Annotated in this window: 26 protein-coding genes; 13 read left to right on the forward strand and 13 right to left on the reverse strand. The window is 63.6% G+C overall.

Annotated elements, in window-relative coordinates; all coding sequences use genetic code 11:
- From AWB82_RS11200 to AWB82_RS11215, 4 genes are all read left to right on the forward strand, one after another.
- The coding region (locus AWB82_RS11200; RefSeq protein WP_086967214.1) for an MFS transporter at window positions 1-1,035 on the forward strand (1,035 nt) is incomplete at its 5' end.
- 117 nt (window positions 1,036-1,152) lie between these two features.
- Window positions 1,153-1,899, forward strand: a complete 747-nt coding sequence (locus AWB82_RS11205; protein ID WP_086967215.1) for a GntR family transcriptional regulator — start codon at window positions 1,153-1,155, stop codon at window positions 1,897-1,899.
- Window positions 1,900-1,909: 10 nt separating this feature from the next.
- Window positions 1,910-3,343: a multidrug transporter subunit MdtD gene (gene mdtD, locus AWB82_RS11210; RefSeq protein WP_086967216.1), complete on the forward strand. Its 1,434-nt coding sequence runs from the start codon at window positions 1,910-1,912 to the stop codon at window positions 3,341-3,343.
- A 237-nt stretch (window positions 3,344-3,580) separates the two neighbouring features.
- The gene (locus AWB82_RS11215; protein WP_086967341.1) at window positions 3,581-4,852 is read left to right on the forward strand and encodes an EAL domain-containing protein; all 1,272 of its coding nucleotides are present in this window, start codon (window positions 3,581-3,583) and stop codon (window positions 4,850-4,852) included.
- A gap of 1 nt (window position 4,853) precedes the next feature.
- On the opposite strand, the gene AWB82_RS37925 is transcribed toward AWB82_RS11215, so the two are convergent.
- The 4 genes from AWB82_RS37925 to xseA form a co-directional block, all read right to left on the reverse strand.
- Window positions 4,854-5,006, reverse strand: coding sequence for a hypothetical protein (locus AWB82_RS37925; RefSeq protein WP_200818083.1), 153 nt, complete (start codon window positions 5,004-5,006; stop codon window positions 4,854-4,856).
- 68 nt (window positions 5,007-5,074) lie between these two features.
- Window positions 5,075-6,211 carry an acyltransferase family protein gene (locus AWB82_RS11220; RefSeq protein WP_086967217.1) on the reverse strand — a complete coding sequence of 379 codons (1,137 nt, stop codon included), beginning with the start codon at window positions 6,209-6,211 and terminating at the stop codon, window positions 5,075-5,077.
- A 212-nt stretch (window positions 6,212-6,423) separates the two neighbouring features.
- Window positions 6,424-7,005, reverse strand: coding sequence for a superoxide dismutase (locus tag AWB82_RS11225; RefSeq protein WP_086967218.1), 582 nt, complete (start codon window positions 7,003-7,005; stop codon window positions 6,424-6,426).
- Between the two features lie 209 nt (window positions 7,006-7,214).
- The gene (gene xseA / locus AWB82_RS11230; RefSeq protein ID WP_086967219.1) at window positions 7,215-8,582 is read right to left on the reverse strand and encodes an exodeoxyribonuclease VII large subunit; all 1,368 of its coding nucleotides are present in this window, start codon (window positions 8,580-8,582) and stop codon (window positions 7,215-7,217) included.
- 496 nt (window positions 8,583-9,078) lie between these two features.
- Between xseA and lpxK the strand changes: the two genes are divergently transcribed.
- The 5 genes from lpxK (at window position 9,079) to AWB82_RS11255 (ending at window position 13,009) form a co-directional block, all read left to right on the forward strand.
- Complete coding sequence (lpxK, locus tag AWB82_RS11235) at window positions 9,079-10,095, forward strand: tetraacyldisaccharide 4'-kinase (protein ID WP_086967220.1); 1,017 nt, start codon at window positions 9,079-9,081, stop codon at window positions 10,093-10,095.
- On the forward strand, window positions 10,076-10,282 hold the full coding sequence (locus AWB82_RS11240) for a Trm112 family protein (RefSeq protein ID WP_086967221.1): 207 nt from the start codon (window positions 10,076-10,078) through the stop codon (window positions 10,280-10,282). The genes lpxK and AWB82_RS11240 overlap by 20 nt, the downstream gene beginning before the upstream one ends.
- 10 nt (window positions 10,283-10,292) lie before the next feature.
- The gene (kdsB, locus tag AWB82_RS11245) at window positions 10,293-11,084 is read left to right on the forward strand and encodes a 3-deoxy-manno-octulosonate cytidylyltransferase (protein ID WP_086967222.1); all 792 of its coding nucleotides are present in this window, start codon (window positions 10,293-10,295) and stop codon (window positions 11,082-11,084) included.
- A gap of 289 nt (window positions 11,085-11,373) precedes the next feature.
- Window positions 11,374-12,039 (forward strand): adenylate kinase, encoded by a 666-nt coding sequence (adk, locus tag AWB82_RS11250; RefSeq protein WP_086967223.1) that lies wholly within the window; start codon window positions 11,374-11,376, stop codon window positions 12,037-12,039.
- A gap of 211 nt (window positions 12,040-12,250) precedes the next feature.
- Window positions 12,251-13,009 (forward strand): 3-hydroxyacyl-CoA dehydrogenase, encoded by a 759-nt coding sequence (locus tag AWB82_RS11255; RefSeq protein WP_086967224.1) that lies wholly within the window; start codon window positions 12,251-12,253, stop codon window positions 13,007-13,009.
- A gap of 61 nt (window positions 13,010-13,070) precedes the next feature.
- On the opposite strand, the gene AWB82_RS11260 is transcribed toward AWB82_RS11255, so the two are convergent.
- The gene (locus tag AWB82_RS11260; RefSeq protein ID WP_200818084.1) at window positions 13,071-13,913 is read right to left on the reverse strand and encodes a SirB1 family protein; all 843 of its coding nucleotides are present in this window, start codon (window positions 13,911-13,913) and stop codon (window positions 13,071-13,073) included.
- Window positions 13,913-15,463 carry a murein biosynthesis integral membrane protein MurJ gene (gene murJ, locus AWB82_RS11265; RefSeq protein WP_086967226.1) on the reverse strand — a complete coding sequence of 517 codons (1,551 nt, stop codon included), beginning with the start codon at window positions 15,461-15,463 and terminating at the stop codon, window positions 13,913-13,915. The genes AWB82_RS11260 and murJ overlap by 1 nt, the downstream gene beginning before the upstream one ends.
- A 379-nt stretch (window positions 15,464-15,842) precedes the next feature.
- On the opposite strand from murJ, the gene rpsT reads away from it, so the two are divergent.
- The gene (gene rpsT, locus AWB82_RS11270; protein WP_086967227.1) at window positions 15,843-16,121 is read left to right on the forward strand and encodes a 30S ribosomal protein S20; all 279 of its coding nucleotides are present in this window, start codon (window positions 15,843-15,845) and stop codon (window positions 16,119-16,121) included.
- 149 nt (window positions 16,122-16,270) lie between these two features.
- Here the strand turns inward: rpsT and AWB82_RS11275 are convergent, their stop codons facing one another.
- The gene (locus tag AWB82_RS11275; RefSeq protein ID WP_086967228.1) at window positions 16,271-16,609 is read right to left on the reverse strand and encodes a DUF3579 domain-containing protein; all 339 of its coding nucleotides are present in this window, start codon (window positions 16,607-16,609) and stop codon (window positions 16,271-16,273) included.
- A 518-nt stretch (window positions 16,610-17,127) separates the two neighbouring features.
- Here AWB82_RS11275 and argF point away from each other — a divergent pair.
- Together argF and AWB82_RS11285 are read left to right on the forward strand one after the other, a co-directional pair.
- Window positions 17,128-18,057: an ornithine carbamoyltransferase gene (gene argF / locus AWB82_RS11280; RefSeq protein WP_086967342.1), complete on the forward strand. Its 930-nt coding sequence runs from the start codon at window positions 17,128-17,130 to the stop codon at window positions 18,055-18,057.
- 173 nt (window positions 18,058-18,230) lie between these two features.
- The gene (locus AWB82_RS11285; RefSeq protein ID WP_086967229.1) at window positions 18,231-19,460 is read left to right on the forward strand and encodes an argininosuccinate synthase; all 1,230 of its coding nucleotides are present in this window, start codon (window positions 18,231-18,233) and stop codon (window positions 19,458-19,460) included.
- Window positions 19,461-19,526: 66 nt separating this feature from the next.
- Here the strand turns inward: AWB82_RS11285 and murB are convergent, their stop codons facing one another.
- Window positions 19,527-20,543 (reverse strand): UDP-N-acetylmuramate dehydrogenase, encoded by a 1,017-nt coding sequence (gene murB / locus AWB82_RS11290; protein WP_086967230.1) that lies wholly within the window; start codon window positions 20,541-20,543, stop codon window positions 19,527-19,529.
- A gap of 100 nt (window positions 20,544-20,643) precedes the next feature.
- Between murB and AWB82_RS11295 the strand changes: the two genes are divergently transcribed.
- A complete protein-coding gene (locus tag AWB82_RS11295) occupies window positions 20,644-21,129 on the forward strand; it encodes a YajQ family cyclic di-GMP-binding protein (RefSeq protein ID WP_086967231.1) in 486 nt (161 codons plus the stop codon).
- A 59-nt stretch (window positions 21,130-21,188) separates the two neighbouring features.
- On the opposite strand, the gene plsY is transcribed toward AWB82_RS11295, so the two are convergent.
- From plsY to queG, 5 genes are all read right to left on the reverse strand, one after another.
- A complete protein-coding gene (plsY, locus tag AWB82_RS11300) occupies window positions 21,189-21,824 on the reverse strand; it encodes a glycerol-3-phosphate 1-O-acyltransferase PlsY (RefSeq protein WP_086967232.1) in 636 nt (211 codons plus the stop codon).
- Between the two features lie 36 nt (window positions 21,825-21,860).
- On the reverse strand, window positions 21,861-22,352 hold the full coding sequence (gene ybaK, locus AWB82_RS11305; protein ID WP_086967343.1) for a Cys-tRNA(Pro) deacylase: 492 nt from the start codon (window positions 22,350-22,352) through the stop codon (window positions 21,861-21,863).
- A gap of 105 nt (window positions 22,353-22,457) precedes the next feature.
- The gene (gene xerD, locus AWB82_RS11310) at window positions 22,458-23,387 is read right to left on the reverse strand and encodes a site-specific tyrosine recombinase XerD (protein WP_086967233.1); all 930 of its coding nucleotides are present in this window, start codon (window positions 23,385-23,387) and stop codon (window positions 22,458-22,460) included.
- On the reverse strand, window positions 23,384-23,866 hold the full coding sequence (locus AWB82_RS11315) for a methylated-DNA--[protein]-cysteine S-methyltransferase (protein ID WP_086967234.1): 483 nt from the start codon (window positions 23,864-23,866) through the stop codon (window positions 23,384-23,386). The genes xerD and AWB82_RS11315 overlap by 4 nt, the downstream gene beginning before the upstream one ends.
- Entirely contained in the window at window positions 23,863-25,095 is a 1,233-nt protein-coding gene (gene queG, locus AWB82_RS11320; protein WP_096031429.1) for a tRNA epoxyqueuosine(34) reductase QueG, read from the reverse strand. The genes AWB82_RS11315 and queG overlap by 4 nt, the downstream gene beginning before the upstream one ends.
- Window positions 25,096-25,101: the final 6 nt, after the last annotated feature.

A 25,101-nucleotide genomic window follows, 5' to 3' on the forward strand; every position in this document is an offset into this window, starting at 1 on the left:
GTCCAGTACCTCGCGACGCTCATGTCGCGGCCGCTCGCGGGCCGCACCGCCGATACGCTCGGGCCCAAGAAAACGGTGTTATACGGTCTGGCGGCATGCGCGGCAAGCGGCGTGCTGCTGCTCGGCTCGGCGCTCGCCGCTCAGTGGCATGGGGTGAGTCTCGTGCTGCTGGTGATCGCGCGGCTCGTGCTCGGCTTCGGCGAGAGCTGGGTCGGCACGGGGTCGATCACGTGGGGTATCGGGCGCGTCGGCGTGACGAATAACGCGAAGGTGATTTCGTGGAACGGCATCGCCACTTACGGCGCGCTGGCGATCGGCGCGCCGCTCGGCGTCGCGATCGAACACTGGCTGGGCTTCGCGTCGCTCGGACTGATCGTGATCGCGCTCGGCGGCTTCGGCTACTGGCTCGCGACGCGCATGGCGAGCGTGCCCATCGTGCACGGCGAGCGCATGTCGTATCGGAGCGTGTTCTTCCGTGTGCTGCCGCATGGACTGGGACTCGCGCTCGGATCGGTGGGATTCGGCTCCATCGCGACGTTCATCACGCTCTACTACGCGGCGCACAACTGGCCGAATGCGGCGCTTTCGCTCACGGTGTTCGGCACGATGTTCATCGGCGCGCGGCTGTTGTTCGCGAATACGATCAAGGCATACGGCGGGTTCCGCGTGGCGATCGTGTCGTTTGCTTTCGAGTGCGCGGGCCTGGTGATGCTGTGGCTCGCCGCCGAGCCCACCTTTGCGCTCGCGGGCGCGGCGCTGACCGGCTTCGGCTTCGCGCTGGTGTTTCCGGCGCTGGGCGTCGAGGCGGTCGGGCTCGTGCCGCCGGCCAGCCGTGGCGCGGCGCTTTCGGCGTATTCGGTGTTTCTCGATTTGTCGCTCGGGCTGACCGGGCCGCTCGCGGGGTATGTCGCGGGGGAGCTGGGGTATGGATCGGTGTTTCTGTTCGCCGCGCTGGCGGCGGCCGCGGCGGTGGCGTTGTCGGTTGCGCTTTATATGCGCGGCGGGCGCGGGGTGGGTGGGCCGGCTACGGCTTGAGCCTGCGGGCGTTGGGACGGCTTTCGTGAAACTTGCTTTCGGGATCCGGCAAGAAACGCAGCAAATACCCCCTCTATTTACCTTAAAATCCCCGCTTGGCCCATTAGCGTCCGCTTTATGAACCCGACCTCGGAAGACCGTTGGCGCGACTTGCGCCCGGACCCGGACAGCGACACACCGCTCTATCTTCAACTCGCCCGCAAGCTCGCCAACGCCATCCACGACAATCGTTGGAACGCAGGTGAAGCGCTGCCGTCCGAGCGTGTGCTGTCGGAGGCGCTTGGCGTCTCGCGGATCACATCGCGAAAGGCGATCGCGCTACTGGTCGAACAAGGGCTCATTCGCCGCGAGCAAGGCGCGGGCAGCTTCATCACGCCGCGTTACGAAGATCCGCTCTCGCGGCTGTCCAGTTTCTCCGAGATGCTCAGGCGCCGCGGCTTCAAGCCCAGCTCCAAGTGGCTCTCGCGCACCATCGAGCCGGCCAATCGCGAAGAAGTCATCCAGCTCGGTCTCTCTCCCGCCGCCGCCGTCACGCGTTTGAAACGCCTGCGTCTCGCCGATGACATCGTCATGGCCGTCGAGAACTCCACCTTTCCCGCGTCGTGCATTCCCGATCCGCAAACCATCGGCGATTCGCTCTACAGCTATCTCGACGCGCGCGGGCTTTCCATCGTGCGCGCGCTGCAACATTTCCGCGCGGTGAACGCGAGCCCGGAGATTGCTGAGCAGATGGGCATCGCGCCACACGACGCGCTCCTGCTCATCACGCGCGTTGGCTATACGGCCGATCAACGCGCGATCGAGCTCACCGATACCTACTGCCGCAACGACTACTACGACTTCGTCGCCGAGCTGCGAAAGTAAGCCCCGCCCAATGACCGACACCGCCACAGCACAGCCGTCCGACCGATCGCTCTCCATCATGCTGTGGCTCGTCGCCACGGGCTTCTTCATGCAGACGCTCGATTCGACGATCGTCAACACCGCGCTCCCCGCGATGGCCCGAAGCCTGGGCGAAGCGCCGCTGCGCATGCAGGGCGTCGTGATCGCCTACTCGCTCACGATGGCGATGATGATCCCCGTCTCCGGCTGGCTCGCCGACAAGCTCGGCACGAAGCGCGTGTTCTTCAGCGCGATTCTCGTGTTCACGATCGGCTCGCTGCTCTGCGCGAACGCGCAGTCGCTTTCGGCGCTCGTCGCGTATCGCGTCGTGCAGGGCGTCGGCGGCGCGATGCTGCTGCCGGTCGGACGCCTCGCCGTGCTGCGCGTGTTTCCGGCCGAGCGCTATCTTTCCGCGCTCGCGTTCGTCGCGATTCCGGGGCTGATCGGCCCGCTCATCGGCCCGACGCTCGGCGGCTGGCTCGTGCAGATCGCATCGTGGCACTGGATCTTCCTGATCAATTTGCCGGTCGGCGTGATCGGCTGCATCGCGACCAATCTGTACATGCCCGACAGCCGCAATCCGGCGACCGCGCCCTTCGATCTCGCCGGTTATGTGCTGCTCGCGGTCGGCATGGTTGCGCTCACGATTTCCCTCGACGGCCTCGCCGACCTCGGCCTCGCGCACGCAATCGTGATCGTGCTGCTCGTGCTCTCCTTCGGCTGCTTCGTCGCCTACGGCCTGCACGCGACGCGCGCCGCCCAGCCGATCTTCTCGCTCGATCTCTTCAAGATCCACACGTTCAGCGTCGGCCTGCTCGGCAATCTCTTCGCGCGCATCGGCAGCGGCGCGATGCCCTATCTGATTCCGCTGCTGCTGCAAGTGAGTCTCGGCTACACGCCGTTTCAGGCCGGCATGATGATGCTGCCCGTCGCAGCCGCCGGCATGGCGTCCAAGCGCGTCGTCACGCGGCTCATCGAAAGGCACGGCTACCGGCGCGTACTGGTCGTGAACACGGTGCTCGTCGGCTTGATGATGGCCAGTTTCGGGCTCATGAGCGCACATCAGCCGCTCTGGTTGCGGCTCGTGCAACTCGCGATTTTCGGCGCCATCAATTCCATGCAGTTCACCGCGATGAACACGCTCACGCTGAAGGACCTCGGCACCGGCGGCGCGAGCAGCGGCAACAGTCTCTTCTCGCTCGTGCAAATGCTCTCGATGAGTCTCGGCGTGACCGTCGCGGGCGCGATTCTGTCGACCTTCACGGGAATCCTGCCGCAGGTGACGGAGACGAACTCGTTGCCGGCGTTCCACGCGACGTTCCTGTGCGTCGGCATCATCACGGCGGCGACGGCGTGGATCTTCGGCCAGCTCGCGCCGGAAGTGCGCGCGGCGCGCAGAAAGCCCGATCCGTCCGAATCGAACTGAAGCGCCGCAGAGCCGGATCATCCGATCGCGCACCGCGCCGGTGCCCGCACGCACGTTTGCACGGCGCGCGCTCCCGGCTCTGCGGCATGCGGCGCCCAATCCGCACACGAATAGGCCCACCGGCAGCACGCGATAACCCCTCGGCGCCGCTTGGATATTGAATTTGCACGCTTTTTGCTCGAACGGTCGAATGCCGATCCGATAAACTATCTCGATAAAGTTATTCGCCCCGCCACCATGAGCATGGTTGACCTCGACCCTCCCCGCTTCCAGCCGCCGCGCCCCGTCGCCGGCGACGATGGATCGCGTCGCACCGTGCTGTACGGCGAGTACACCGTTTTCAGCGTGTTTCAGCCCGTGTTTTCGGTGTCGCACCGGCGCGCGATCGGCTATCACGCCTCCTTGCGCGCGCGCGACGACGCGCATCGCCACATTCCGTCCCACGAAGTGTTCACGCAGGCCGCGCGGCGCGGCGATCTGCTCGAACTCGGCCGGCTCGCGGAATCGCTGCATCTGGGCAACTTCAACGCATTCGACAGCCACGACGAATGGCTCTTTCTGAGCCTGCATCCCGCCGCGCTGATGGACACGAGCTACGGCGATGCGCTGCTCGCGTCGCTGAAGAACATCGGCCTTTCGCCGCAGCGCGTGGTGCTCGAAGTGCCCGAGCAGGCGGGCGGCGAGACGACGCGCTTCGCCGAAATCGTCGATTCGCTGCGCAAGTCGGGGTTCCTGATCGCGCTGGACGGCTTCGGCGTGAAGCATTCGAACATCGATCGCGTGTGGCATCTGCGGCCCGACATCGTGACGCTCGACCGCTGCATCCTTCAGCAGGCGACCGAGCACTCGCATATCGAGCGCGTGCTGCCGCGCCTCGTGTCGCTGCTGCATGAATCCGGTCAGCTCGTTCTGATGGGCGGCCTCGCGACCGAACGCGATGCGCTTATCGCGCTGGAATGCAATGTGGACTTCGTGCAGGGCGCGTATTTCGCGCAGCCGAGCGTCGATTCGGTGCACAGCGAAGTCGCGGCCGGCGTGATGGATGCGTTGTCGGCGGCCTCGCGCGAGCGCGTCGCGGCGCGCGAGCGGGCGCAAATCGCGCGTCTCGAACCTTACGTGAGCGGGCTGGGGCGCGCGTCAGTCAAGCTGATGGAAGGCGAGTCGCTCATAACCGCGACGTGCGAACTGCTGCAACTCGCCGACACCGCGCGCTGCTTCCTACTCGATCAGGCCGGCCGGCAGATCGGCGACAACGTCGTGCCGATCGTGCGCACGTCGCAACGCGCGAAGCGTTTCAGCCCGCTGCTGCATTCGGAGGGCGCTAGCTGGGAACGCCGGCCGTATTTCATCGAGGCGCTGCGCGCGCCGGGGCGCATGCATCTGACGGCGCCGTATCTGTCGATCAACGAGGCGCACCTTTGCGTGACGGCGTCGATCGCCGCGCAGACGCCTTATGGCTTGCAGGTGCTGTGCGTCGATATCAACTGGGAAGGCGCGAAGCAGCGATAAGCTACGAGCCGCGCCCCGATTCCGGACGAAGCAGATCGAAGCCGGCGAGCGCGAGCACGCCGGAGAGCACGATGAGCGCGGCGCTATTTCGGCCGAAATAGAGTAATGCGGCGGCCGACCAGGCCGTGAGGCACAGCCCTGCGAAGCGTTTCATGACGATGTTGCGATTCATTGCGGCGAGCCGTTATTTTAGGCTCGCGTTCCGATCCGCGCAGCAACGGCCTACGATCTCGCGCCGAGCGTCGCTCTGCCGCGCTGCTTTCCCCGCGTGAGATAACGCCCCAATCGAATCGACGGTTTTTCGATCGCGTAATACCCCGCGATGCTGACCGGAAGAATCAGCACGGCGGCGATGATCAGCGACATATCTTGATACGTGTCGCCGAAATAATGCAGGACGCCCAGCAAAACGATGCAGTGCAGGAGATAAAGGCTGAAGGAAATCTGGCCGAGGAACACCAATGGCCGTGCAGTCAGAAAGGCGGCGAATGGCCTGAGCGAAATCGCCAGAAGCAGAATGCCGGTCACGGCCGGAAGGACAACCCAGTCGTCCGCGAAACTGCGCAGCACATCGTTGGAAATCGAATGGCGCGTTATCGAGCCCACCAAACCATATAGGGCGAGAGAAATCGCCAATGCGCCGAAAAGCGATCGCGCGGAATATGAGCCAAGCTTCGATGCGATGGCTTCGCGATACCGCGCAATGAGCGCGCCGAGCATGAACATCGAAATGTAATGGATGGTCGGCATCCATTCGCCCTGAATGCTCGCGTCCATGAGCGTGCGTTGCAGATGATGGTAATAGCCGAACGCCGCGAGCGACAAACAAACGCTTAGTGCTACAGAGAACCATGCGGGCATGGCGAATACTATGACGACGAGAATCGGAAAGATAAGCGAGATGCGCATCTCGTAGACCAGCGACCAAAGCACCGGATCGAGCGTACAGTTGCTGAATGGAATCAGAAAATAGATGTGATTCAGCAGATCATGTCGATCGATGCCCGCGTGCCATGCCTGATTGGCCCATTCGCCGGTCCAGGACAGATTCGACTGGTAGAGCACGCAATACGTGGCGTAGGCAGCGAGAACCGCAACCAGATAAGGGATGTAAATACGGCAGACGCGCTTGACCAAAAATTCGGCGAAACCTGGTTTGCTGTCGCCGGTAATTTGCATGGCGAGGGCGAACCCGCTCAGCGCAAAGAACAGAATCACGGCGGAATGCCCTTCCGCGATTACGCGCCATGGAACGTGCTGCAGCCATCGCGTCGGCGTGATCTGCGCATAGTGATTGAACACGACCGTCAAAGCGGCAATGCCGCGCAGCGAATCGAGTTGATGATAGCGTGTCGTCATTGTTCAGCTCGCGTCTGTGTTGGCAAAACCAACATGGAAATCGGAGGCCGATTCGGCGACCAGAATCCCGTTAGACTAAGTGAGACTTCGACGTTCCCTAAAAGAACTCATACCCGACACATCAACGAAAAAAGCCCTCTCACGAGGGCTTTTTATTCTGATTGCGGCCTTCGCAGTTCACTTTAGAATGCCGCAATCATTTTCACGCGAGCTTACGAACCGAAATTCTTCGACGCGAAATCCCAGTTCACGATATTCCAGTAAGCCTCGATGAACTTCGGACGCGCATTGCGATAGTCGATGTAATAAGCATGCTCCCACACGTCGATGGTCACGAGCGCTTTCGCGTCCGTCGTGAGCGGCGTGGCGGCATTGCTCGTCGAGACGATATCCACCGTGCCGTCGGTCTTCCTCACGAGCCACGTCCAGCCCGAGCCGAACGTGCCGGTCGCGACCTTGGCGAATTCTTCCTTGAACTTGTCGTAGGAACCGTACTTGGCGTTGATCGCGTCAGCCAGCGCGCCCGTCGGAGCGCCGCCGCCGTTCGGCGACAGGCTGTTCCAGAAGAACGTGTGATTCCAGACCTGCGCCGAGTTGTTGAAGACGCCGCCCGACGACTTCTTGACGATTTCTTCCAGCGGCAGATTTTCGAATTCGGTGCCGGGGATCAGCTTGTTCAGGTTCGTCACATAGGTCTGGTGGTGCTTGCCATAGTGATACTCGAGCGTTTCTTCCGACATGTGCGGAGCGAGCGCGTTCTTGTCGAACGGCAGCGGCGGGAGCGTATGTTCCATGATGCGAGCTTCCTTTCTATGTGGATTGTGGGATTGTGAGGCGTCCAGCAGTGGAGCACTGGATTGTAGGCGAGTTGGGATAACCCAGCAAACCGTGTGCCCTTTATGAGCAATATTGCTTTCGATTCGCCTCAGGCTGCGTAAAAAGTGCTCTGACAAGCCTTTTCAGGCACGTCAAATGTACGCCGATTCCACGCGTCGCGCCGGGCTCAGAATTCATCTGACAGACGCGCCTGCACGTCGGCGAGCACCACGTCCGCCGATCCTTCCGCGAGATGGACGGTGAGCGGCCGCTTCGGCTTCAATGCGTTCGGCGCACGCACGGCGCGGCCGGTTTGCGCGTCGATCAAGGCGGCATAGCCGCGTTCGAGTGTGCGCTGCGGGCTCAGCACAAGCAAGCGCGCCGCCAGTTCCGAAACGCACGCTTTCTCTCGTTCCGCGCGCCGCTCGTGCGCGCTGCCGATGCGCTGCGCGAGCCTCAGCAGATGCTCGCGCTCGACGGCGACATTCGGACGTTTGCGCTGCCAGCGGTAATGCGCCAGCGCGAAATGCGCCCGCGCATCCCGCACGGGCCGCGCGCCCGCCGCCGTGAGCCGGCTTGCCAGCTGCCGCAGATGCGTTCGCTGCCGCGCCAGCCGTTCGACGGGACTCACGAGCCGGCGCGTGAGCCAGTCGAGTTGCTGCGCGCGGCGTTCCATCGTCCGGCCAAAGCCGCGCGCGAGCGCCGCATGCCGATGATCGAGATCGCGCAACAGCAACACGCGCTGCGGACTGACGAGCTCGGCGGCGGCGGTCGGCGTAGGCGCACGCACGTCGGCGGCGAAATCGGCGATGGTGAAATCGGTTTCGTGGCCGACGCCGCTCACCACCGGCAACGCGCTCGCCGCGATCGCGCGCGCGAGGACTTCCTCGTTGAACGCCCACAGATCCTCGATCGACCCGCCGCCGCGACACACGATCAGCACATCGACCTCGCGCCGCGCGTTCGCGGCTTCGACCATCGCCGCCAGCTTCGCGCCGACGCCCGCGCCCTGCACCGGCGCCGGATACACGACGACCGGCACATGCGGCGCACGGCGCGCGAGGGTCGTGAGCACATCGCGCAACGCGGCCGCCTGCAACGACGTCACGATGCCGATGCCTCGCGGATGCGCCGGCAATGCGCGCTTGCGTTCGGCCGCGAAGAGTCCTTCGCTTTCGAGTTGCGCCTTCAGGCGCAGAAACGCTTCGTAAAGCCGGCCCTGCCCCGTGCGACGCACCGCTTCGACGTTGAGTTGCAGTTCGCCGCGCGGCTCGTACATCGTGACGAGTGCGCGCACCTCGATCTTGTCGCCCTCGCGCGGCGTGAACTCGGCGTACTGCGCGCGGCCGCGGAACATCACGCAGCGCATCTGCGCGTTCGCGTCCTTGATCGAGAAGTACCAATGGCCGCTCGCCGCGCGCGTGAAGTTCGACACCTCGCCCGAAACCCAGACGAGTGGAAACGACCGTTCGAGCATCGAGTTGATCGCGCGGTTGAGCACGGAAACGAGGATGACGGCATCGCCGCTTTGCGACGGCTGGGAATCGGGAATCATGGCTGGACGGGAAAAAGCTTCAGGCGCGGCCATTGTCTGCGAGGCACAACCGCCGCTTAACGAGGTACGCAAGTGTAACAAGTGTCCACACAGAAAGACTTACCGCCGTGCGCCGCGCGACATTGGCTCAGGCCGATGAGTTCGTTGCAAGCGACTGATTTTTCTACGATAAATTTTTACGAACACTGTCACTCCCGGAGCAACTCTTTCCTGAGAGGCGATCGCGGTTTGTCGGCTGGAAGTTCTCCACAGAGTTATCCACAGGCGTCCGAATGGCACGGAATCGAATCGTCGCCCTCGCTCGCGACTGGCGCCCACGGCCCGCGCGCGCTAGAGTGCCGGGTTCCAGCACCGGCTGGCGCGGCCGAATCCTGTTCGATTGCGAGCCGCGAAACGCCGGGCGTCGTCCAACGCCAACCGTGATCCGAGGAGCTGCCGTTGCACGCCATGCCGTACCCGACCTGCCGCCCGCCAGCGTTCAGCGCGAAGGCGGTCCATGTCTGATCTCAAGCCGCCGCTCGAAAACTTCCTCGCCCGCGAATGGCGTCGGCGCGGCCCGGTCGCCTGGGCGCTGACGCCTTTCGCCTGCATCTTCGGCGCGATTGCGGCCACGCGCCGCGCCTTCTACGAATTCGGCTGGATGAAGCGCGTCGAGGTGGGCGCGCCAGTGGTCGTCGTGGGCAACGTGACCGTCGGCGGAACGGGCAAGACGCCGACCGTCATCGCGCTCGTCGAAGCGTTGCGCGCCGCCGGGTTTCAGCCGGGCGTGGTCTCGCGCGGCTACGGCGCGAAGGTCGCGAAGCCCACGAGCGTCACGGCGAGCTCCGCCGCCGCGCAGGTCGGCGACGAGCCGCTCCTGATCGCGCGGCGCACGCACGCGCCGGTGTTCGTCTGCCCGGATCGCGTCGCCGCCGCGAAGGCGCTGCTCGAAGCGCATCCGCACGTCGATGTCCTCGTTTCCGACGACGGCCTGCAGCACTATCGCCTCGCGCGCGCGTTCGAACTCGTAGTCTTCGATGCCCGTCTCGGCGGCAACGGCTTTCTGCTGCCAGCGGGCCCGTTGCGCGAGCCGATGTCGCGCCGCCGCGATGCGACGCTCATCAACAGTCCCTACGAGCGCACGCTGCCGCCGTGGCCGAACACCTTCGCGCTGGAACTCGAATCCGGCGACGCATGGCTGCTCGACGATCCGCACCAGCGCCGCCCGCTCGATCAGTTCGCCGGAGAAAAAGTGGTCGCGGCGGCGGGCATCGGCTCGCCCGAGCGCTTCTTCGCGACGCTGCGCGCGGCGGGCATCGCGCCGGCGACGCGCGCGTTTCCCGATCACTATTCGTATCGCGAGAATCCGTTTGCCGGCATCGACGCCGATGCGATCCTGATCACCGAAAAGGATGCAGTAAAATTGGGCGCCTGGCGCGACGCACGCATCTGGGTCGTCCCGGTGCAAGCCGTGCTAAGACCGCGCCTCATCGCTCTAGTTGTGGAGAAACTCCGTGGACGCACGTCTGCTTGAAATCCTCGTTTGCCCGATCTGCAAAGGGCCGCTCACTTACGATCGCGCGGCGCAGGAACTCGTCTGCAGCGCGGACAAACTCGCCTACCCCATCCGCGACGGCATTCCCGTGATGCTCGTCGACGAAGCGCGTCAGACCGTGGAAGGCACGCCCGTCGAGCCGCTCAAACCGGCCGGCGAAGCCTGAGCACGCCGGTATGTCCGTTCCGTTCATCGCGGTCATTCCCGCGCGCCTCGCGTCCACGCGCCTGCCGAATAAACCGCTCGCCGACATCGGCGGCAAGCCGATGGTCGTGCGCGTCGCCGAGCGCGCGCGCGAATCGGGCGCGAGCCAGGTGCTCGTCGCGACCGATTCCGACCGCGTGGTCGAGGCCGCGCGCGATCACGGCGTCGAAGTGATGCTGACGCGCGCCGATCATCCGACCGGCACGGATCGTCTGGCCGAAGTGGCGACGCGCCTGAACTGGAGCGACGACGCCATCGTCGTGAATGTTCAAGGCGACGAGCCGCTCATCGATCCGCAACTCGTGCGCGATGTCGCCGATCACCTCGCGGCGCATCCCGCATGCGCGATCGCGACGGCCGCGCATCCGATTCACGATCCCGCCGACGTGTTCAATCCGAACGTTGTGAAAGTCGTGCTCGATGCGAAGAGCGTCGCGCTCTACTTCTCGCGCGCGCCGATTCCGTGGACGCGCGATCTCTGGCAACCGCACTGGCCGGACGTCGCCGCGCTCGGCAAACTGCCGTCCGTGCCGGAAAATGTGCTGCGGCATATTGGCCTCTACGCGTATCGCGCGAAATTCCTGCGCAACTTCCCGAACCTCGCGCAAGCGCCGATCGAAGAAGCCGAAGCGCTCGAACAACTGCGCGCGCTGTGGCATGGCGAACGCATCGCGGTGCGCGTGACGCAGGACGCCCCGCCGCCCGGTGTCGATACGCCGGCCGATCTCGTGCGCGTCCAGGCGCTCTTCCCTAAAGCCGACTGAAAGCCGCGCGGCAACCCGTGTAAACCCCGCTGAACGCCCCATTCGGCGGGGTTTGTGGCGTTTTCTATGCGCGTTATTACGGTCGCAATCGTAAAGCGCCGTGGCATAATCAAGCGATTGCGCGAGCCTTCCGGTCAGCGCCACGCTCAACGTTGCGCCGCTGTCCGCAAGTGCCCGCCGTCTCCTTTCGGCTGCGCGCCCTGTCGTCGACGCCGCGCGAGCCAGGCCACCGGATGTCAAATCAGCCTCGCGGCTTGAAGCGGTTTATAGACGATTCGGAGAGATCACCATGCGTTTGATCCTGTTGGGCGCACCCGGTGCGGGCAAGGGCACCCAGGCAAACTTCATCAAGGAGAAATTCGGCATTCCGCAGATTTCGACCGGCGACATGCTGCGCGCAGCCGTCAAGGCAGGCTCGCCGCTCGGCGTCGAGGCGAAGCGCTTCATGGACGCGGGCGAGCTGGTGCCGGATTCGCTCATCATCAATCTCGTGAAGGAACGCCTGCTGGCCGACGACTGCAAGAACGGCTATCTCTTCGACGGCTTCCCGCGCACGCTGCCGCAGGCCGAAGCCATGAAAGACGCAGGCGTGGCCATCGACTACGTGATCGAAATCGATGTGCCCTTCGACGAAATCATCACTCGGATGAGCGGCCGTCGCGTGCATGCGGCATCGGGTCGCACGTATCACGTCAAGTTCAATCCGCCGAAGGTCGACATGACCGACGACGTGACCGGCGAGCCGCTGATCCAGCGCGACGACGACAAGGAAGAGACCGTGAAAAAGCGGCTCGACGTGTATGTTGCGCAAACCAAGCCGCTGATCGCGTACTACAACGACTGGGCAAAGAGCGGCGAAGCGCCGAACGGTCTGAAGGCGCCGGAGTATCGCAAGGTCGCGGGCCTCGGCACCGTCGATGAAATCCGCACGCGTGTGTTCGACGCGCTGAAGTAACGCGTCCGCCGGCTCGCGTTCCGTGAAAACCCGCTCTTCGTGAGCGGGTTTTTTTGTGCCGTGAAATCGCATGACCATCGTGCGAATTTGCAGCCTGCGGCTTCGCTACAATCGACGCGTTTCGCACGAGGTTTCCCACGAGGAATGACATCGGCGCGAGCGGCTTTACCCTGGCTTCCGCGCGCACGAATCACACAAAAGGAGAAGAAACATGGAGATGCAAGGCAACGTCTTTCTGATCACCGGCGGCGCGTCGGGTCTCGGCGCGGCGACCGCGCAGCTCATCGCGGCGCAAGGCGGCAAGGTCGTGCTCGCCGACATGAACGAAGCAGCGGGCGTGGCGCTCGCGAAAGAACTGTCCGGCGCGTTCGTCAAATGCGACGTGAGCCAGGAAAGCGACGGCCAACGCGCCATCGATACCGCGTCGAGCCTCGGCGCCCTGCGCGGCCTCGTGAACTGCGCGGGCATCGCGCCGGCGGCGAAAACGGTCGGACGCGACGGTCCGCACGCGCTCGATCTCTTTTCGAAGGTGATCGCGGTGAATCTCATCGGCACCTTCAACATGATCCGGCTCGCGGCCAACGTGATGTCGAAGAACGAAGCGAACGCGGCGGGCGAGCGTGGCGTGATCGTGAACACGGCGTCGGTGGCGGCGTATGACGGACAGATCGGCCAGGCGGCCTATGCGGCGTCGAAGAGCGGCGTCGCGGGCATGACGCTGCCCATCGCGCGCGACCTGAGCAAGAGCGGCATCCGCGTGATGACGATTGCACCGGGCCTGTTCGAAACGCCGATGCTGCTCGGCATGCCGAAGGAAGTGCAGGACACGCTCGGCGCAATGGTGCCGTTCCCGCCGCGTCTCGGCAAACCCGACGAATACGCGATGCTCGTCAAGCAGATCTTCGACAATCCGATGCTCAACGGCGAAGTGATCCGCCTCGACGGCGCGATCCGCATGCAGCCGAAATGACGCCGCGCATGTGAAAACGGCGGGCTTCTCCCGAAGTCCGCCGTTTGCGTTCAGTCTGCGTTCAGTCGCCTTGCTGCGTGCGCTGTCGCAACTCGTGCAGTTCGGTTTCGACGACGGTCGCGTCTTCGGCATCCGGACGAATCTCGATGTATCGCTCAAGGTCTTCCAGCGCCGGCCGCAGATAATCCAGCCGCGCATACGCGAAGCCGCGATCGCGCACTTCCTCGATGCTGTGCGGCAACGCGATCACGAGCCGCTGCTGAACCGCGAGCAAACGCTGCCAGCGCTCCGTCTGCAAATAAATGCCCTTCAGATTGCGCAGCATGCGCGCGACGATCTCGCGCCGCGTCGCGGGTTGCAACAGCACGCGCAACGCACTGCCGATCGATTCGCCCACGCGCTGCACGTACGGCTCCAGCATTTCGACCATCTGCGCTTCGGAGAGCGTCTGGCCGGTCGTCGGGTCGAGCATCAGATCCTGGCCGGGCGTCGCGACGCGCAGCAGGAAATGCCCCGGAAACGACACGCCGCGCACCGGCAGGCCGAGTTGCTCGGCCATTTCCAGATAGATCACCGCGAGCGAGATCGGAATGCCGCGCCGGCGTCGCAACACCACATGCAAATGGCTGTTGTCGGGATCGTAGTAATCGTTGAGGTTGCTGGAAAAGCCCAGCTCACGGAAGAAGTAGCGATTCAGCGCATCGACTTTATGCTTCGCGTCGGCGTCGTCGGGTATGCGGCGGCGCGCGCGCACGACGAGTTCGTCGATCTCCGCGAGCACGGCCTGCAGGTCGAGATCGGGATACGCGTCCTGTGCGAGCGACAAGGCCGCTTCCGTGAGCGGAAGGCTGTCGTCGTCCGCCATCAGCGAAGAGAAGTAATCGAGGATACGCGTTGTCGTCATCAAAGCGTGCGTCTCTTGAAATAGGCGTATTTGAAGCCCATTGCGGCAAGAATACCGAAATATAGCGCGGCGAACACAACGAGACTCGCACCGAGAAGCGCGATGCGCAGGAACGGCGTCGCGCGCATGGCGATCCAGTCGAAATTGATCGCCACCCAGTGCATCGTGCCCGCAAGAATCAGGCACGCGCCGAACAGTTGCGCGAAAAAGCGCAGCCAGCCCGGCGAAGGCCGGTAGATCTTGCGGCGGCGCAGCCCCGTGAACAACAGGAACGCGTTGGCGAGCGCGCCGAGGCCGATCGAAAGCGTCAGACCCGCGTGCGAGAAGATCGGCACGAAGACGTAGTTGCTCACCTGCGTCATGATCAGCACGAAGACCGCGATCTTCACCGGCGTCTTGATGTCCTGCTTGGCGTAGAAGCCCGGCGCGAGAATCTTGATGAGGATGAGGCCGACCAGCCCGATCCCGTATGCCGACAACGCGCGGCCGACCATCACAACGGAATGGTTGTCGAACTTGCCGTAGTGAAAGAGCGTCGCGGTGAGCGGCTCGGCGAAGAAGAACAGCGCGACCGCGCTCGGCGCTGCCAGCAAAAACGTGATGCGCAGCCCCCAGTCGAGCAACGCGGAGTATTCGTCGTGATTGGCGTCGACGTGCGCTTTCGAGAGGCTCGGCAGCAGAATCGTGCCGAGCGCCGCGCCGAGCAGCGCGGTCGGGAATTCCATCAGCCGGTCGGCATAGTTGATCCACGACACCGCGCCCGCCCCGATGTTCGACGCGATATTCGTGTTGATGATGAGGCTCAACTGCCCGACCGAGACCGCGAACATCGCCGGGACCATCTTCAGCAACACGCGCTTGACGCCCGGATGCGCGAGCGCGGCGCGGAAGTTCAGCCCGATGCGCGGCGTCATGTCGATCTTCTTCAGGCCGGGCAGTTGCACGAGCAATTGCAGAACGCCGCCGACGATCACCGCATACGCGAGCGCATAGACCGGAATCTTCAGATGCGGCCCCACGAACACGGCCGCGAAAATGAACGATACGTTCAGCAGCACGGGCGCGAACGCGGGCAGCGAGAACTGTTTGTACGTGTTGAGCACGCCCGAGGCGAGGGTCGTCATCGAAATGAGGACGATGTACGGGAACATGATGCGCGTCATCGAGACCGCGAGGCCATACGCCGCGCCCTCGTGCTGAAGCCCCGACGCGACCGCGAACACCACCCAGCTCGCGCCCAGCATGCCGGCCACAGACAGTACGACGAGGAAGCAGGTGAGCACCGTCGACATCGCGTCGACGAGCGCCTTGGTCGGATCGTGGCCCTTGCTGTTCTTGAACTCGGCGAGGATCGGCACGAACGCCTGCGCGAACGCGCCTTCCGCGGAGAGACGCCGCAGCAGGTTGGGAATTCGGAAGGCGACGTAGAACGCGTCGGTATAAATACTGGCGCCGAAGGCTCGGGCGATCAGCGTTTCGCGGATCAGGCCGGTCACGCGCGACAGCAGCGTGAAGCCGCTGACCGTCAGGAGGGCTCGAAATAGATTCATGGGGCGCTTATTATACGGGCCGCGCGCCCCGCGCCCATGAGACTCCGCTCATTGCTGGCGGCCAACACCGCACGTTTGACCGATGTCGAGGGCGTCGTCTCGCGCCAGCGCGGTCCACGCCGCGCTTGTCATGTCTCATATTCCCTTGCTATAATCGCGGGTTTCGAGGCTCCAAAATTCCATTGGCTTTCCATGGATCGAGCAGCTTCGCGTCTTTTCCGGCTCCGGCCGGCTATGTTTTAGAGGTTCTCGGGCAATCGTTCCCGGGATTCGAGATCAAAGGCAGCGCGCGATCGTCCGCATCAGGGCTTTTCAAAGCCTTCGCCGGCCCGGCGCGCTCCGGACAAGTAACAGCTGAAACAGGAAAAAGGAAACCGTCATGGCAAATTCCGCACAAGCTCGCAAGCGCGCCCGTCAGGCCGCCAAAGCCAACTCGCACAACTCGGCGCTGCGCTCGAAGTTCCGCACGGCCATCAAGGCAGTTCGCAAGGCTATCGACGCCGGCGATCAAGCCAAGGCCGCCGAGGTGTTCAAGACGTCGATCAAGACGCTCGACATCATCGCGGACAAGAAGATCGTCCACAAGAACAAGGCCGCTCGTCACAAGAGCCGCCTGGCTGCAGCCATCAAGGGCCTGCAAGCCCCCGCTGCCCAGTAATTCTGGCTCGCTTCGGGCGGGCGCTTTCCGGTTTTCGCGAATTTCGCGTTCGGGGCGTTCGTCGAAGCAGCTTCCTGTTTCCGCTGCGCAGTAACGAAAAAGCCCGCTTCGGCGGGCTTTTTTGCGTCTGCTGCTTGGTCAGGCCAGCGTCACGGCTGGGGCTGCTGAGTCTGCGTGCCGTGATGCGGCGGCAGTTCGCACGCCTCGGTCACGACCAGATCGTTGTCTTTCGCGAAGTTCAGGACGAAGTCGAACGCCATTGGCTCGATGTCACGTAAGCGCGAATCGACGATCACGACCTTGATGTCGCCGATCATCGTCGGACGAACGTAGATGGAATATTGCAGGCGGGCATTGGGCCCTTTCGCTTTTGGGCCGAAGCCCGACATCACGCCGGCCAGGCGCTCGCACCAATCGCTCGGCCGAAACTTTCTCCCGCTCTTGGTGATGCCTTGTATGAAGTATTCGGTAGGGGATGATTCAGCCATGTAGCAATACCTTTTGACGGCCGGTGACGCGCACCGGAACGCACATGCCTGACGCAGGGAACCGCAGGAGCCGGCAGCGAAAAGCGCCGGGCGGTCTTCGCGGGCCGGTTCTGGCGGAACCTTCCGCGCCCGCGACAGGAATGGCGGACTCGACAGCACTGGACAATCCACGCGAAATCGGAACGCACAAAGTCACGCCGACCGGATTCTTGCAAACCCCTGGCCGCAGATGGCAGATGCGCGTGAAACGGTGCTGAATGTTGCAGAACTGTTGAAACGAGCGAGCGTGATTATACCGCAGGGGCCTCCTTTCCGCAGCGCACACAGACAAGGGGCGTGTCCATCGGGGGCGGCCCGAGGCCGTGGGCCGGGCCTGCGCGCGCCATCGTCCTTTTGGCCAGCCTCGTCAAACATCGGAAAATCCTTTATGCTCAAAATCGATACCACTCCCGACGGCGGCGCCGTCCGGCCTCGACGCTCACGCGCGGTGGCCGGTTCGAAGCCGCCGCTTGCGTTTCATGACCGCCAAGAAAATTCGCCACTATCTTCAGTTCAAGGATTTTTCCCTCGACGACTATGAGTACGTGCTCGAACGCGCGCGCATTCTGAAGCGCAAGTTCAAGAACTACGAGACCTATCATCCGCTGCACGATCGCACGCTCGCGATGATCTTCGAGAAAAGCTCGACGCGTACGCGCCTTTCGTTCGAAGCGGGCATCTTCCAGCTCGGCGGTCATGCGGTGTTCATGAACACGCGCGACACGCAACTCGGCCGCGGCGAGCCGATCGAGGATTCGGCGCAGGTCATCTCGCGCATGGTCGACATCATCATGATTCGCACGTTCGGCCAGGACATCATCCGGCGTTTCGCGGAAAGCTCGCGCGTGCCGGTCATCAACGGGCTGACCAACGAATATCATCCGTGCCAGGTGCTGGCGGACATCTTCACGTTCTACGAGCATCGCGGTCCGATTTCCGGCAAGACCGTCGCGTGGGTCGGCGACGCGAACAACATGCTCTACACGTGGATCGAAGCGGCGCAGATTCTCGGCTTCAAGTTGCGCCTGTCGACGCCGACGGGCTACAAACTCGATCCCGCGCTGGTTTCCGAGCAAAGCAAGCCGTTCTTCGAGGAATTCGACGATCCGAACGAAGCCTGCGCGGGCGCCGATCTCGTCACGACGGACGTCTGGACGAGCATGGGATACGAAGCCGAGAACGAAGCGCGCATGAAGGCGTTCGCCGACTATTGCGTCGACGTCGAGATGATGGCGCGCGCCAATCCCGATGCGCTCTTCATGCACTGCCTGCCCGCGCATCGCGGCGAGGAAGTGAGCGCGGACGTCATCGACGGTCCGCAAAGCGTCGTCTGGGACGAAGCGGAGAACCGTCTCCACGTCCAGAAGGCGCTGATGGAGTATCTCCTGCTCGGCAAGCTCAATCACTGAGCGAATACCGGGCAAATCGGCGCTGTCGCCGAGCCGCGTATCTCAGATTTACGGAAGCGCGGCTTTTTAATGTCAAAATAGCTTTTTTCCGCGCTCTTCATGCCCGTCGCGCGCCCGGCGGACGCGAAGCGGCGCACAACCGCCGCACCGGCTTTTCCGCATACGAGTTCACCATGAGCGATATCAAGAAAGTCGTGCTCGCCTATTCGGGCGGTCTCGACACCTCCGTCATCCTGAAATGGTTGCAGGACAACTACGACGCCGAAGTCGTGACCTTCACGGCCGACATCGGCCAGGGCGAGGAGCTGGAACCCGCGCGCAAGAAGGCGCTCCAGCTGGGCATCAAGCAGGAAAACATCTTCATCGAAGATTTGCGTGAAGAGTTCGTCCGCGACTTCGTGTTCCCGATGTTCCGCGCGAACACCGTCTATGAAGGCGAGTATCTGCTGGGCACGTCGATCGCGCGTCCGTTGATCGCGAAGCGCCAGATCGAAATCGCGCGCGCAACCGGCGCGCAGGCCGTCTCGCACGGCGCGACCGGCAAGGGCAACGACCAGGTTCGCTTCGAGCTCGGTTATTACTCGCTCGAACCCGGCATCAAGGTGATCGCGCCTTGGCGCGAATGGGACCTGCTTTCGCGCGAAAAGCTGCTCGCGTATGCCGAAAAGGCCGGCATTCCGATCGAAATGAAGCACAAGCAAGGCGGCGCGCCCTACTCGATGGACGCGAACCTGCTGCATATTTCGTTCGAAGGACGCCATCTGGAAGACCCGAAGGCCGAGGCCGAAGCCGATATGTGGCGCTGGACCGTGTCGCCGGAAGAGGCGCCGGATCAGGCCGAGTACGTCGATATCGAATTCGAGAAGGGCGACCCGGTCGCGCTGAACGGCAAGCGCCTGTCGCCCGCTGACATGCTGACCGAGCTGAACCGTCTGGGCGGCAAGCACGGCATCGGCCGTCTGGATCTGGTCGAAAACCGTTACGTCGGCATGAAGTCGCGCGGCTGCTACGAGACGCCGGGCGGCACGATCATGCTGAAGGCGCACCGCGGCATCGAGTCGATCACGCTCGATCGCGAAGTGGCGCATCTGAAGGACGATCTGATGCCGCGTTACGCATCGCTGATTTACAACGGCTACTGGTGGAGCCCGGAGCGTCGCGCGCTGCAAGTGCTGATCGACCACACGCAAGACAAGGTCAACGGCTGGGTGCGCGTGAAGCTCTACAAGGGCGGCGTGTCGGTCGTCGCGCGCGATTCGAAGGAAACGCTGTTCGACAAGACCATCGCGACGTTCGATGACGACGGCGGCGCCTACAACCAGGCCGATGCCGGCGGCTTCATCAAGCTGAACGCGCTGCGCATGCGCATCGCCGAGAACGCGCGCCGCCAGCGCGGAGCGTGATTCGCGCGGTTCTGGACGTAAAAAACCCGCCGGACTTTCGTTCGGCGGGTTTTTTGTTGGCCGCGTTCAGAGCGCGACCGGCTCCATCTCCAGTTCGACGTGAAAGCGCGCGAGCACGTCGCGCTTGATGGCTTCGGCGAGTTCGAGCACTTGCGCACCCGTCGCGCCGCCGCGATTCACGAGCACGAGCGCCTGACGATCGTGCACCGCCGCGCCGCCGATGCCGCGCCCTTTCCATCCGCACTGATCGATCAGCCAGCCCGCCGCGAGCTTCACTTGGCCGTCCGCCTGGCGGTACGAAACGACCCCGGGTTCGCGCTGTTTCAGCGTCTCGAACGCCGGCGCGCTCACGACCGGATTCTTGAAGAAGCTGCCCGCATTGCCGAGCACGGTCCAGTCGGGCAGCTTGGCGCGACGCACGGCGACGACCGCATCGAAAATAGCCTGCGCGTCGGGTTTCGCGGCGGCGTCGAGCGCGCGCGCGAGGTCGGCGTATTCCGCGCGCGGCGTCCACGCTTTCGGCAGCCGGAACACGACCGAGGTGATCATGAAGCGCCCGCGCCCTGCCCGCTTGAAGAAGCTGTCGCGATAACCGAAGGCGCATGCAGCGCGATCGAACTCCATGCGTGCGCCGGTTGCGAGCTCGACCGCGCCGAGCCGCTCGAAGCGCTCGCCCATTTCCAGCCCGTATGCGCCGATGTTCTGGATCGGCGCCGCGCCGACCGTGCCCGGAATCAGCGCGAGATTTTCGAGTCCCGGGATGCCCTGCGCGAGCGTCCAGGCGACGAAATCGTGCCAGTTCTCGCCCGCGCCGGCTTCGACGAGCCACGCGTCGCCGTCTTCGCCGATCACGCGTTTGCCGCGCATGCCGACGATCAGCGCGACGCCGTCGAAATCGCGCGTCAGCACGATATTGCTGCCGCCGCCGAGCACGAGTTGCGGCATGTTCGCGATGCGCGCGTCGGTTGCGAGCGCGACGGCCGCGTCGACGGAATCGATGCGCATAGCGTGACGCGCGCGCGCGTCGAAACCGAACGTGTTGTGGGCGAGCAGAGAGAAATCGGAGAGAAGCTGGAGCGACATTAGCGAATCGCGTCGGTAGAATGACGACAGGACCGTGATTATAGCGATTGCGCGAGCCGCGCTTCGGCGGCGCGCTCGCCTCAATGAAGGAGAAAGACAGATGCCATCGTTTGACGTCGTCAGCGAAGCAAACATGATCGAAGTGAAGAACGCGATCGAACAATCGAACAAGGAAATCTCGACGCGCTTCGATTTCAAGGGTTCGGATTCACGCGTCGAGCAGAAAGAGCGCGAACTCACGCTCTACGCCGACGACGACTTCAAGCTCGGCCAGGTGAAGGACGTTCTGCTGAACAAGATGGCCAAGCGCGGCGTCGACGTGCGTTTTCTCGACTACGGCAAGCAGGAGAAAATCGGCGGCGACAAGCTCAAGCAAGTCGTGACCGTGAAGAAAGGCGTGTCGGGCGATCTGGCGAAGAAGATCGTCAAGACCGTGAAGGACAGCAAGATCAAGGTGCAGGCGAGCATTCAGGGCGACGCGGTGCGCGTGCAAGGCACGAAACGCGACGACCTGCAAAGCGCCATCGCGCTGCTGAAGAAGGAAGTGACGGACACGCCGCTCGACTTCAACAACTTCCGCGACTGATTTGCCATCGCTTCAGAAGTGAAAAAGCCGTTCCGGTTCGCGCCGAACGGCTTTTTGTCTTATTCGGCCGCTTCCGCCGCCTTCTTCTTTTCGCCGATGCGGCTTTCCTTGCCCGCCAGCAGCTTCGAAATATTCGCGCGATGCCGCCAGATTAGCAGCACGCCCATCGCCAGCACGGCGAGCGAGATGCGGCTCGGCCCGAACAGAAACACCTGAAAGAGCGGCGCGAACACGGCCGCGACGAGCGCCGCGAGCGACGAATAGCGGAAGAAGAACGCGATGATGAGCCAGGTGAGCAGCGTCGCGAGACCGAGCGCCGGATGGATCGCGAGCAGCACGCCCGCCGCCGTCGCGACGCCCTTGCCGCCCTGGAACCGGAAGAAAACTGGGTACAGATGCCCGAGAAACACCGCGATGGCCGCGAGCGCCGTCGCCGTGTTGATGCCCGTTTGATCCCAGCCGAAGCTCGCGCCGAAGTGCGCGACGACCCACACGGGCAGCCAGCCCTTGAACGCATCGCCGATCAGCGTAAGGATCGCGGCCTTCTTGTTGCCGGTGCGCAGCACGTTGGTCGCGCCGGGATTGCCCGAGCCATACGAACGTGGATCGGCCAGTCCCATCGCGTGACTCACGACGACGGCGAATGAAATCGAGCCGATCAAATAGGACACGACGGCGACGATCGGAAAAATCATGATGTTTTTTCGGTTGTGGCGAGAGCGGAACGCATTCTAATCGACGCTCGCGCACTGCACGGGTTTCGCGCTCAGCAACGCGGTCAGCACTTTCGGATCGATGCTCACGAGATACCCGCGCCGGCCGCCGTTCAGATAGACGCGATCGAGTTCGAGAATGGTCGATTCGACGTACACCGGCATCGCTTTTTTCGTGCCGAACGGCGACGTGCCGCCGACGAGAAACCCCGAATGCCGGTTCGCCACTTCAGGCTTGCACGGCTCGATGCGCTTCGCGCCCGTCTGCCGCGCGAGATTCTTCGTGGATACCGTGCGATCGCCGTGCATGAGGACGATCAGCGGCTTCGCGTGCTCGTCTTCCATCACGAGCGTCTTGACGACGCTATGCTCGTCCACGCCGAGCTGCCGCGCGGATTCCTCCGTGCCGCCATGCTCGACATAATCGTAAGGATGCTCGCCGAATTCGACCTTGTGACGACGCAGGAATTGCGTCGCGGGCGTTTCGGACACGTGTTTGGCTTTCGACATGCCACGCATTGTAGCGGCGCGCCGGGGCGCTCACCATCGGCCATTCGGCCAATGGCGCGAGCACGAAAATCTGTGGCACGATCGTTCGCGAACGACGCCCAAATCTCACCCGCGCGGATGATGCTCGCGATGCAGCTTCTGCAAGCGCTCGCGCGCGACGTGCGTGTAGATCTGCGTCGTCGAGATGTCCGAGTGGCCGAGCAGCAATTGCACGACGCGCAAGTCCGCGCCGTGATTGAGCAGATGCGTGGCGAACGCGTGACGCAGCGTGTGCGGCGAAAGCGGCGCGTGCACGCCGCCGTTCAGCGCATGGCGCTTGATGATGTTCCAGAACTGCTGGCGCGTCATGCCTTCGCCGCGCGCGGTGACGAAGAGCGCATCGGCGGAACGCGCGCCGAGCAGCACCTGACGCGCTTCGCGCAAGTAGCGTTCGAGCCAGTCGTGCGCCGTCTCGCCGAACGGAATCAGGCGCTCTTTCGAGCCCTTGCCCATCACGCGCACGACGCCTTCGTTCAGGCCGAGTTCGACCGTCTTCAGCGTGACGAGCTCGGTCACGCGCAGGCCGCTCGCGTACATCAGTTCGAGCATCGTGCGATCGCGCAAACCGAGCGGCGTGTCGACGTCGGGTGCGCCGAGCAGCGCCTCGACTTGCGACTCGTTGAGCGTCGAAGGAAAGCGCGGCGGCTGCTTGGCCGAGCGCAGCTTGAGCGTCGGATCGGAGGATACGCGGTGCTCGCGCAGCGCCCACGCGTAGTAGCGGCGAAAGACCGACAAACGCCGGTTCGCGGAGGTCGCCTTGTCGCCGCGGCGCGCGGCCATGTAGCCGTTCATGTCGGCTTCGGTGGCGATGTCGATCGACGCGCCGCGCGTCCGGGCGAGCCATTCGGCGAAGAGTTTGAGGTCGCGCCGGTACGCTTCCAGCGAGTTCTTGGCGAGTCCGTGTTCGAGCCAGAGCGCATCGCAAAAGAGATCGATCGCGTCGTGACTCGCGCTCAGTTCCGGCGTTTGTATTTCTTCAGTCGTTGCGCTCGTCATGCGATCGAAACACCCTCATGCGCCAGCAGCCAGCGCTTCACGTTGCGATAAAAACCTTCGCCGGGATGATGCGCGAAACCGCCGATCCCGCCCGAAGCCACGACCCGGTGGCACGGTATCACGATCGGCAGCGGATTGGAGCCGCACGCCTGCCCGACCGCGCGCGGCACGCTGCCGATCTCGCGCGCGAGCTGGCCGTAGGTCCAGACCTGCCCCGCCGCGATGCCCGAGATGCCCTGCCACACGCGCTGCTGAAACGCGGTCCCGCGAAGCGCGAACGGCAGATCGAAGCGCATCGAAGGTGTCTGAAAATACGCCCGGATCTGCGCGGCGGCTTCTTTCGCGAGCGGCTTTTCAGGCGCGATGCTGTCGACGTCGTCGGGCAAATACACGATCTCGCGCACGCATTGCGCATCAGCGCGAATGCCGACCTTGCCGAACGGCGCGTCGATCACAGCGTCGAATGCGGTGTTCTTCATGATTGCTCCAGCGCCCAGCGAACATGCTCGCGGACCAGTTCGGACGGGTCGTCAGCGCGCGCTTCCAGTGCGTCGACGATCGCCTTGCGTTCGCCCGCATCGAGCGACGACGCGCGCAACGCGTTGCCCATCGCGACCGCGATATTGCGCAGCCAGCGTTCATGCCCGATGCGCCGGATCGCGCTGCCCTGCATGCGTGTGTCGAAATCTTCCGCGCTCCATGCAAACAACTCGACGAGCGTCGCGCGATCGAGCCCGTGCCGCACGTCGAAATCCGCGACCGGCGCGGCCTGCGCGAACTTGTTCCACGGACAGACGAGCTGACAATCGTCGCATCCATACACGCGGTTGCCGATCAGCGGACGCATGTCTTCGGGAATGCTGCCGTGCAGTTCGATCGTCAGATACGAGATGCAGCGCCGCGCGTCGACGCGATACGGCGCCACGATCGCGCCCGTCGGACATGCGCCGATGCAGCGCGTGCACTGGCCGCAATGCGCGCCGTCCTGCTCGGGATGCGGATCGACGGGCAACGGGACATCGACGAAAATCTCGCCGAGAAAGAAGAGCGAACCGGCGTCGCGATCAAGCAGCAGCGTATGCTTGCCGCGCCAGCCGTTGCCCGCTTTCTGCGCGAGCGCGACCTCCAGCACCGGCGCGGAATCCGTGAACGCACGATGCCCGAACGGCCCGATCTCCTTCTCGATGCGCTCCGCCAGTTGCTGCAGCCGGTTACGCATGACCTTGTGATAATCGCGGCCGCGCGCGTAAATGGAGACCAGCGCCTGCGACGGCTTCGCGAGCCGCGACCATTCGATCGCGCGCCAGTCGTTCTTCTGACCATCGGCTGTCGCGACACTTTCATCGCCCTTTTTCGCGAGCGTGCGCGCCGGAAGATAGGCCATGCGCGCAGTGATGACGCGTCGCGTTCCGGCCACAAGCTCGGCCGGTCTTGCGCGTTTCATCCCATGTTTGGCCATATAATCCATTTCGCCGTGATAGCCTGCTTCGAGCCAGTCAGCGAGGCCCTTCTCGGCATCCGTCAGGTCGATATCGCTGATGCCGACCGCACCGAACCCCAACTCGCGCCCCCACAGCTTGATGCGCTGCGCGAGTTCTGTCAGCGCGTTTTCATCGAGATCGAAGACGCGTGACTCTGAATCGGATTCAGCGGCGGCGTCGCTGGACGCTGTCGTGATTTCAACGGAATGTGCCGGCAATCGGTTCATCACGAC

The organism is Caballeronia glebae (assembly GCF_001545035.1).
Taxonomy (GTDB): Bacteria; Pseudomonadota; Gammaproteobacteria; order Burkholderiales; family Burkholderiaceae; genus Caballeronia; species Caballeronia glebae.

What these genes read in the sequence shown, in the direction of transcription:
- AWB82_RS11205 (WP_086967215.1), top strand. Translation starts at nt 1,153, where the DNA reads ATGAACCCGACCTCGGAAGACCGTTGGCGCGACTTGCGCCCGGACCCG.
- mdtD (WP_086967216.1), top strand. Translation starts at nt 1,910, where the DNA reads ATGACCGACACCGCCACAGCACAGCCGTCCGACCGATCGCTCTCCATC.
- AWB82_RS11215 (WP_086967341.1), top strand. Translation starts at nt 3,581, where the DNA reads ATGAGCATGGTTGACCTCGACCCTCCCCGCTTCCAGCCGCCGCGCCCC.
- AWB82_RS37925 (WP_200818083.1), bottom strand. Translation starts at nt 5,006, where the DNA reads ATGAAACGCTTCGCAGGGCTGTGCCTCACGGCCTGGTCGGCCGCCGCA.
- AWB82_RS11220 (WP_086967217.1), bottom strand. Translation starts at nt 6,211, where the DNA reads ATGACGACACGCTATCATCAACTCGATTCGCTGCGCGGCATTGCCGCT.
- AWB82_RS11225 (WP_086967218.1), bottom strand. Translation starts at nt 7,005, where the DNA reads ATGGAACATACGCTCCCGCCGCTGCCGTTCGACAAGAACGCGCTCGCT.
- xseA (WP_086967219.1), bottom strand. Translation starts at nt 8,582, where the DNA reads ATGATTCCCGATTCCCAGCCGTCGCAAAGCGGCGATGCCGTCATCCTC.
- lpxK (WP_086967220.1), top strand. Translation starts at nt 9,079, where the DNA reads ATGTCTGATCTCAAGCCGCCGCTCGAAAACTTCCTCGCCCGCGAATGG.
- kdsB (WP_086967222.1), top strand. Translation starts at nt 10,293, where the DNA reads ATGTCCGTTCCGTTCATCGCGGTCATTCCCGCGCGCCTCGCGTCCACG.
- adk (WP_086967223.1), top strand. Translation starts at nt 11,374, where the DNA reads ATGCGTTTGATCCTGTTGGGCGCACCCGGTGCGGGCAAGGGCACCCAG.
- AWB82_RS11255 (WP_086967224.1), top strand. Translation starts at nt 12,251, where the DNA reads ATGGAGATGCAAGGCAACGTCTTTCTGATCACCGGCGGCGCGTCGGGT.
- AWB82_RS11260 (WP_200818084.1), bottom strand. Translation starts at nt 13,913, where the DNA reads ATGACGACAACGCGTATCCTCGATTACTTCTCTTCGCTGATGGCGGAC.
- murJ (WP_086967226.1), bottom strand. Translation starts at nt 15,463, where the DNA reads ATGAATCTATTTCGAGCCCTCCTGACGGTCAGCGGCTTCACGCTGCTG.
- rpsT (WP_086967227.1), top strand. Translation starts at nt 15,843, where the DNA reads ATGGCAAATTCCGCACAAGCTCGCAAGCGCGCCCGTCAGGCCGCCAAA.
- AWB82_RS11275 (WP_086967228.1), bottom strand. Translation starts at nt 16,609, where the DNA reads ATGGCTGAATCATCCCCTACCGAATACTTCATACAAGGCATCACCAAG.
- argF (WP_086967342.1), top strand. Translation starts at nt 17,128, where the DNA reads ATGACCGCCAAGAAAATTCGCCACTATCTTCAGTTCAAGGATTTTTCC.
- AWB82_RS11285 (WP_086967229.1), top strand. Translation starts at nt 18,231, where the DNA reads ATGAGCGATATCAAGAAAGTCGTGCTCGCCTATTCGGGCGGTCTCGAC.
- murB (WP_086967230.1), bottom strand. Translation starts at nt 20,543, where the DNA reads ATGTCGCTCCAGCTTCTCTCCGATTTCTCTCTGCTCGCCCACAACACG.
- AWB82_RS11295 (WP_086967231.1), top strand. Translation starts at nt 20,644, where the DNA reads ATGCCATCGTTTGACGTCGTCAGCGAAGCAAACATGATCGAAGTGAAG.
- plsY (WP_086967232.1), bottom strand. Translation starts at nt 21,824, where the DNA reads ATGATTTTTCCGATCGTCGCCGTCGTGTCCTATTTGATCGGCTCGATT.
- ybaK (WP_086967343.1), bottom strand. Translation starts at nt 22,352, where the DNA reads ATGTCGAAAGCCAAACACGTGTCCGAAACGCCCGCGACGCAATTCCTG.
- xerD (WP_086967233.1), bottom strand. Translation starts at nt 23,387, where the DNA reads ATGACGAGCGCAACGACTGAAGAAATACAAACGCCGGAACTGAGCGCG.
- AWB82_RS11315 (WP_086967234.1), bottom strand. Translation starts at nt 23,866, where the DNA reads ATGAAGAACACCGCATTCGACGCTGTGATCGACGCGCCGTTCGGCAAG.
- queG (WP_096031429.1), bottom strand. Translation starts at nt 25,095, where the DNA reads ATGAACCGATTGCCGGCACATTCCGTTGAAATCACGACAGCGTCCAGC.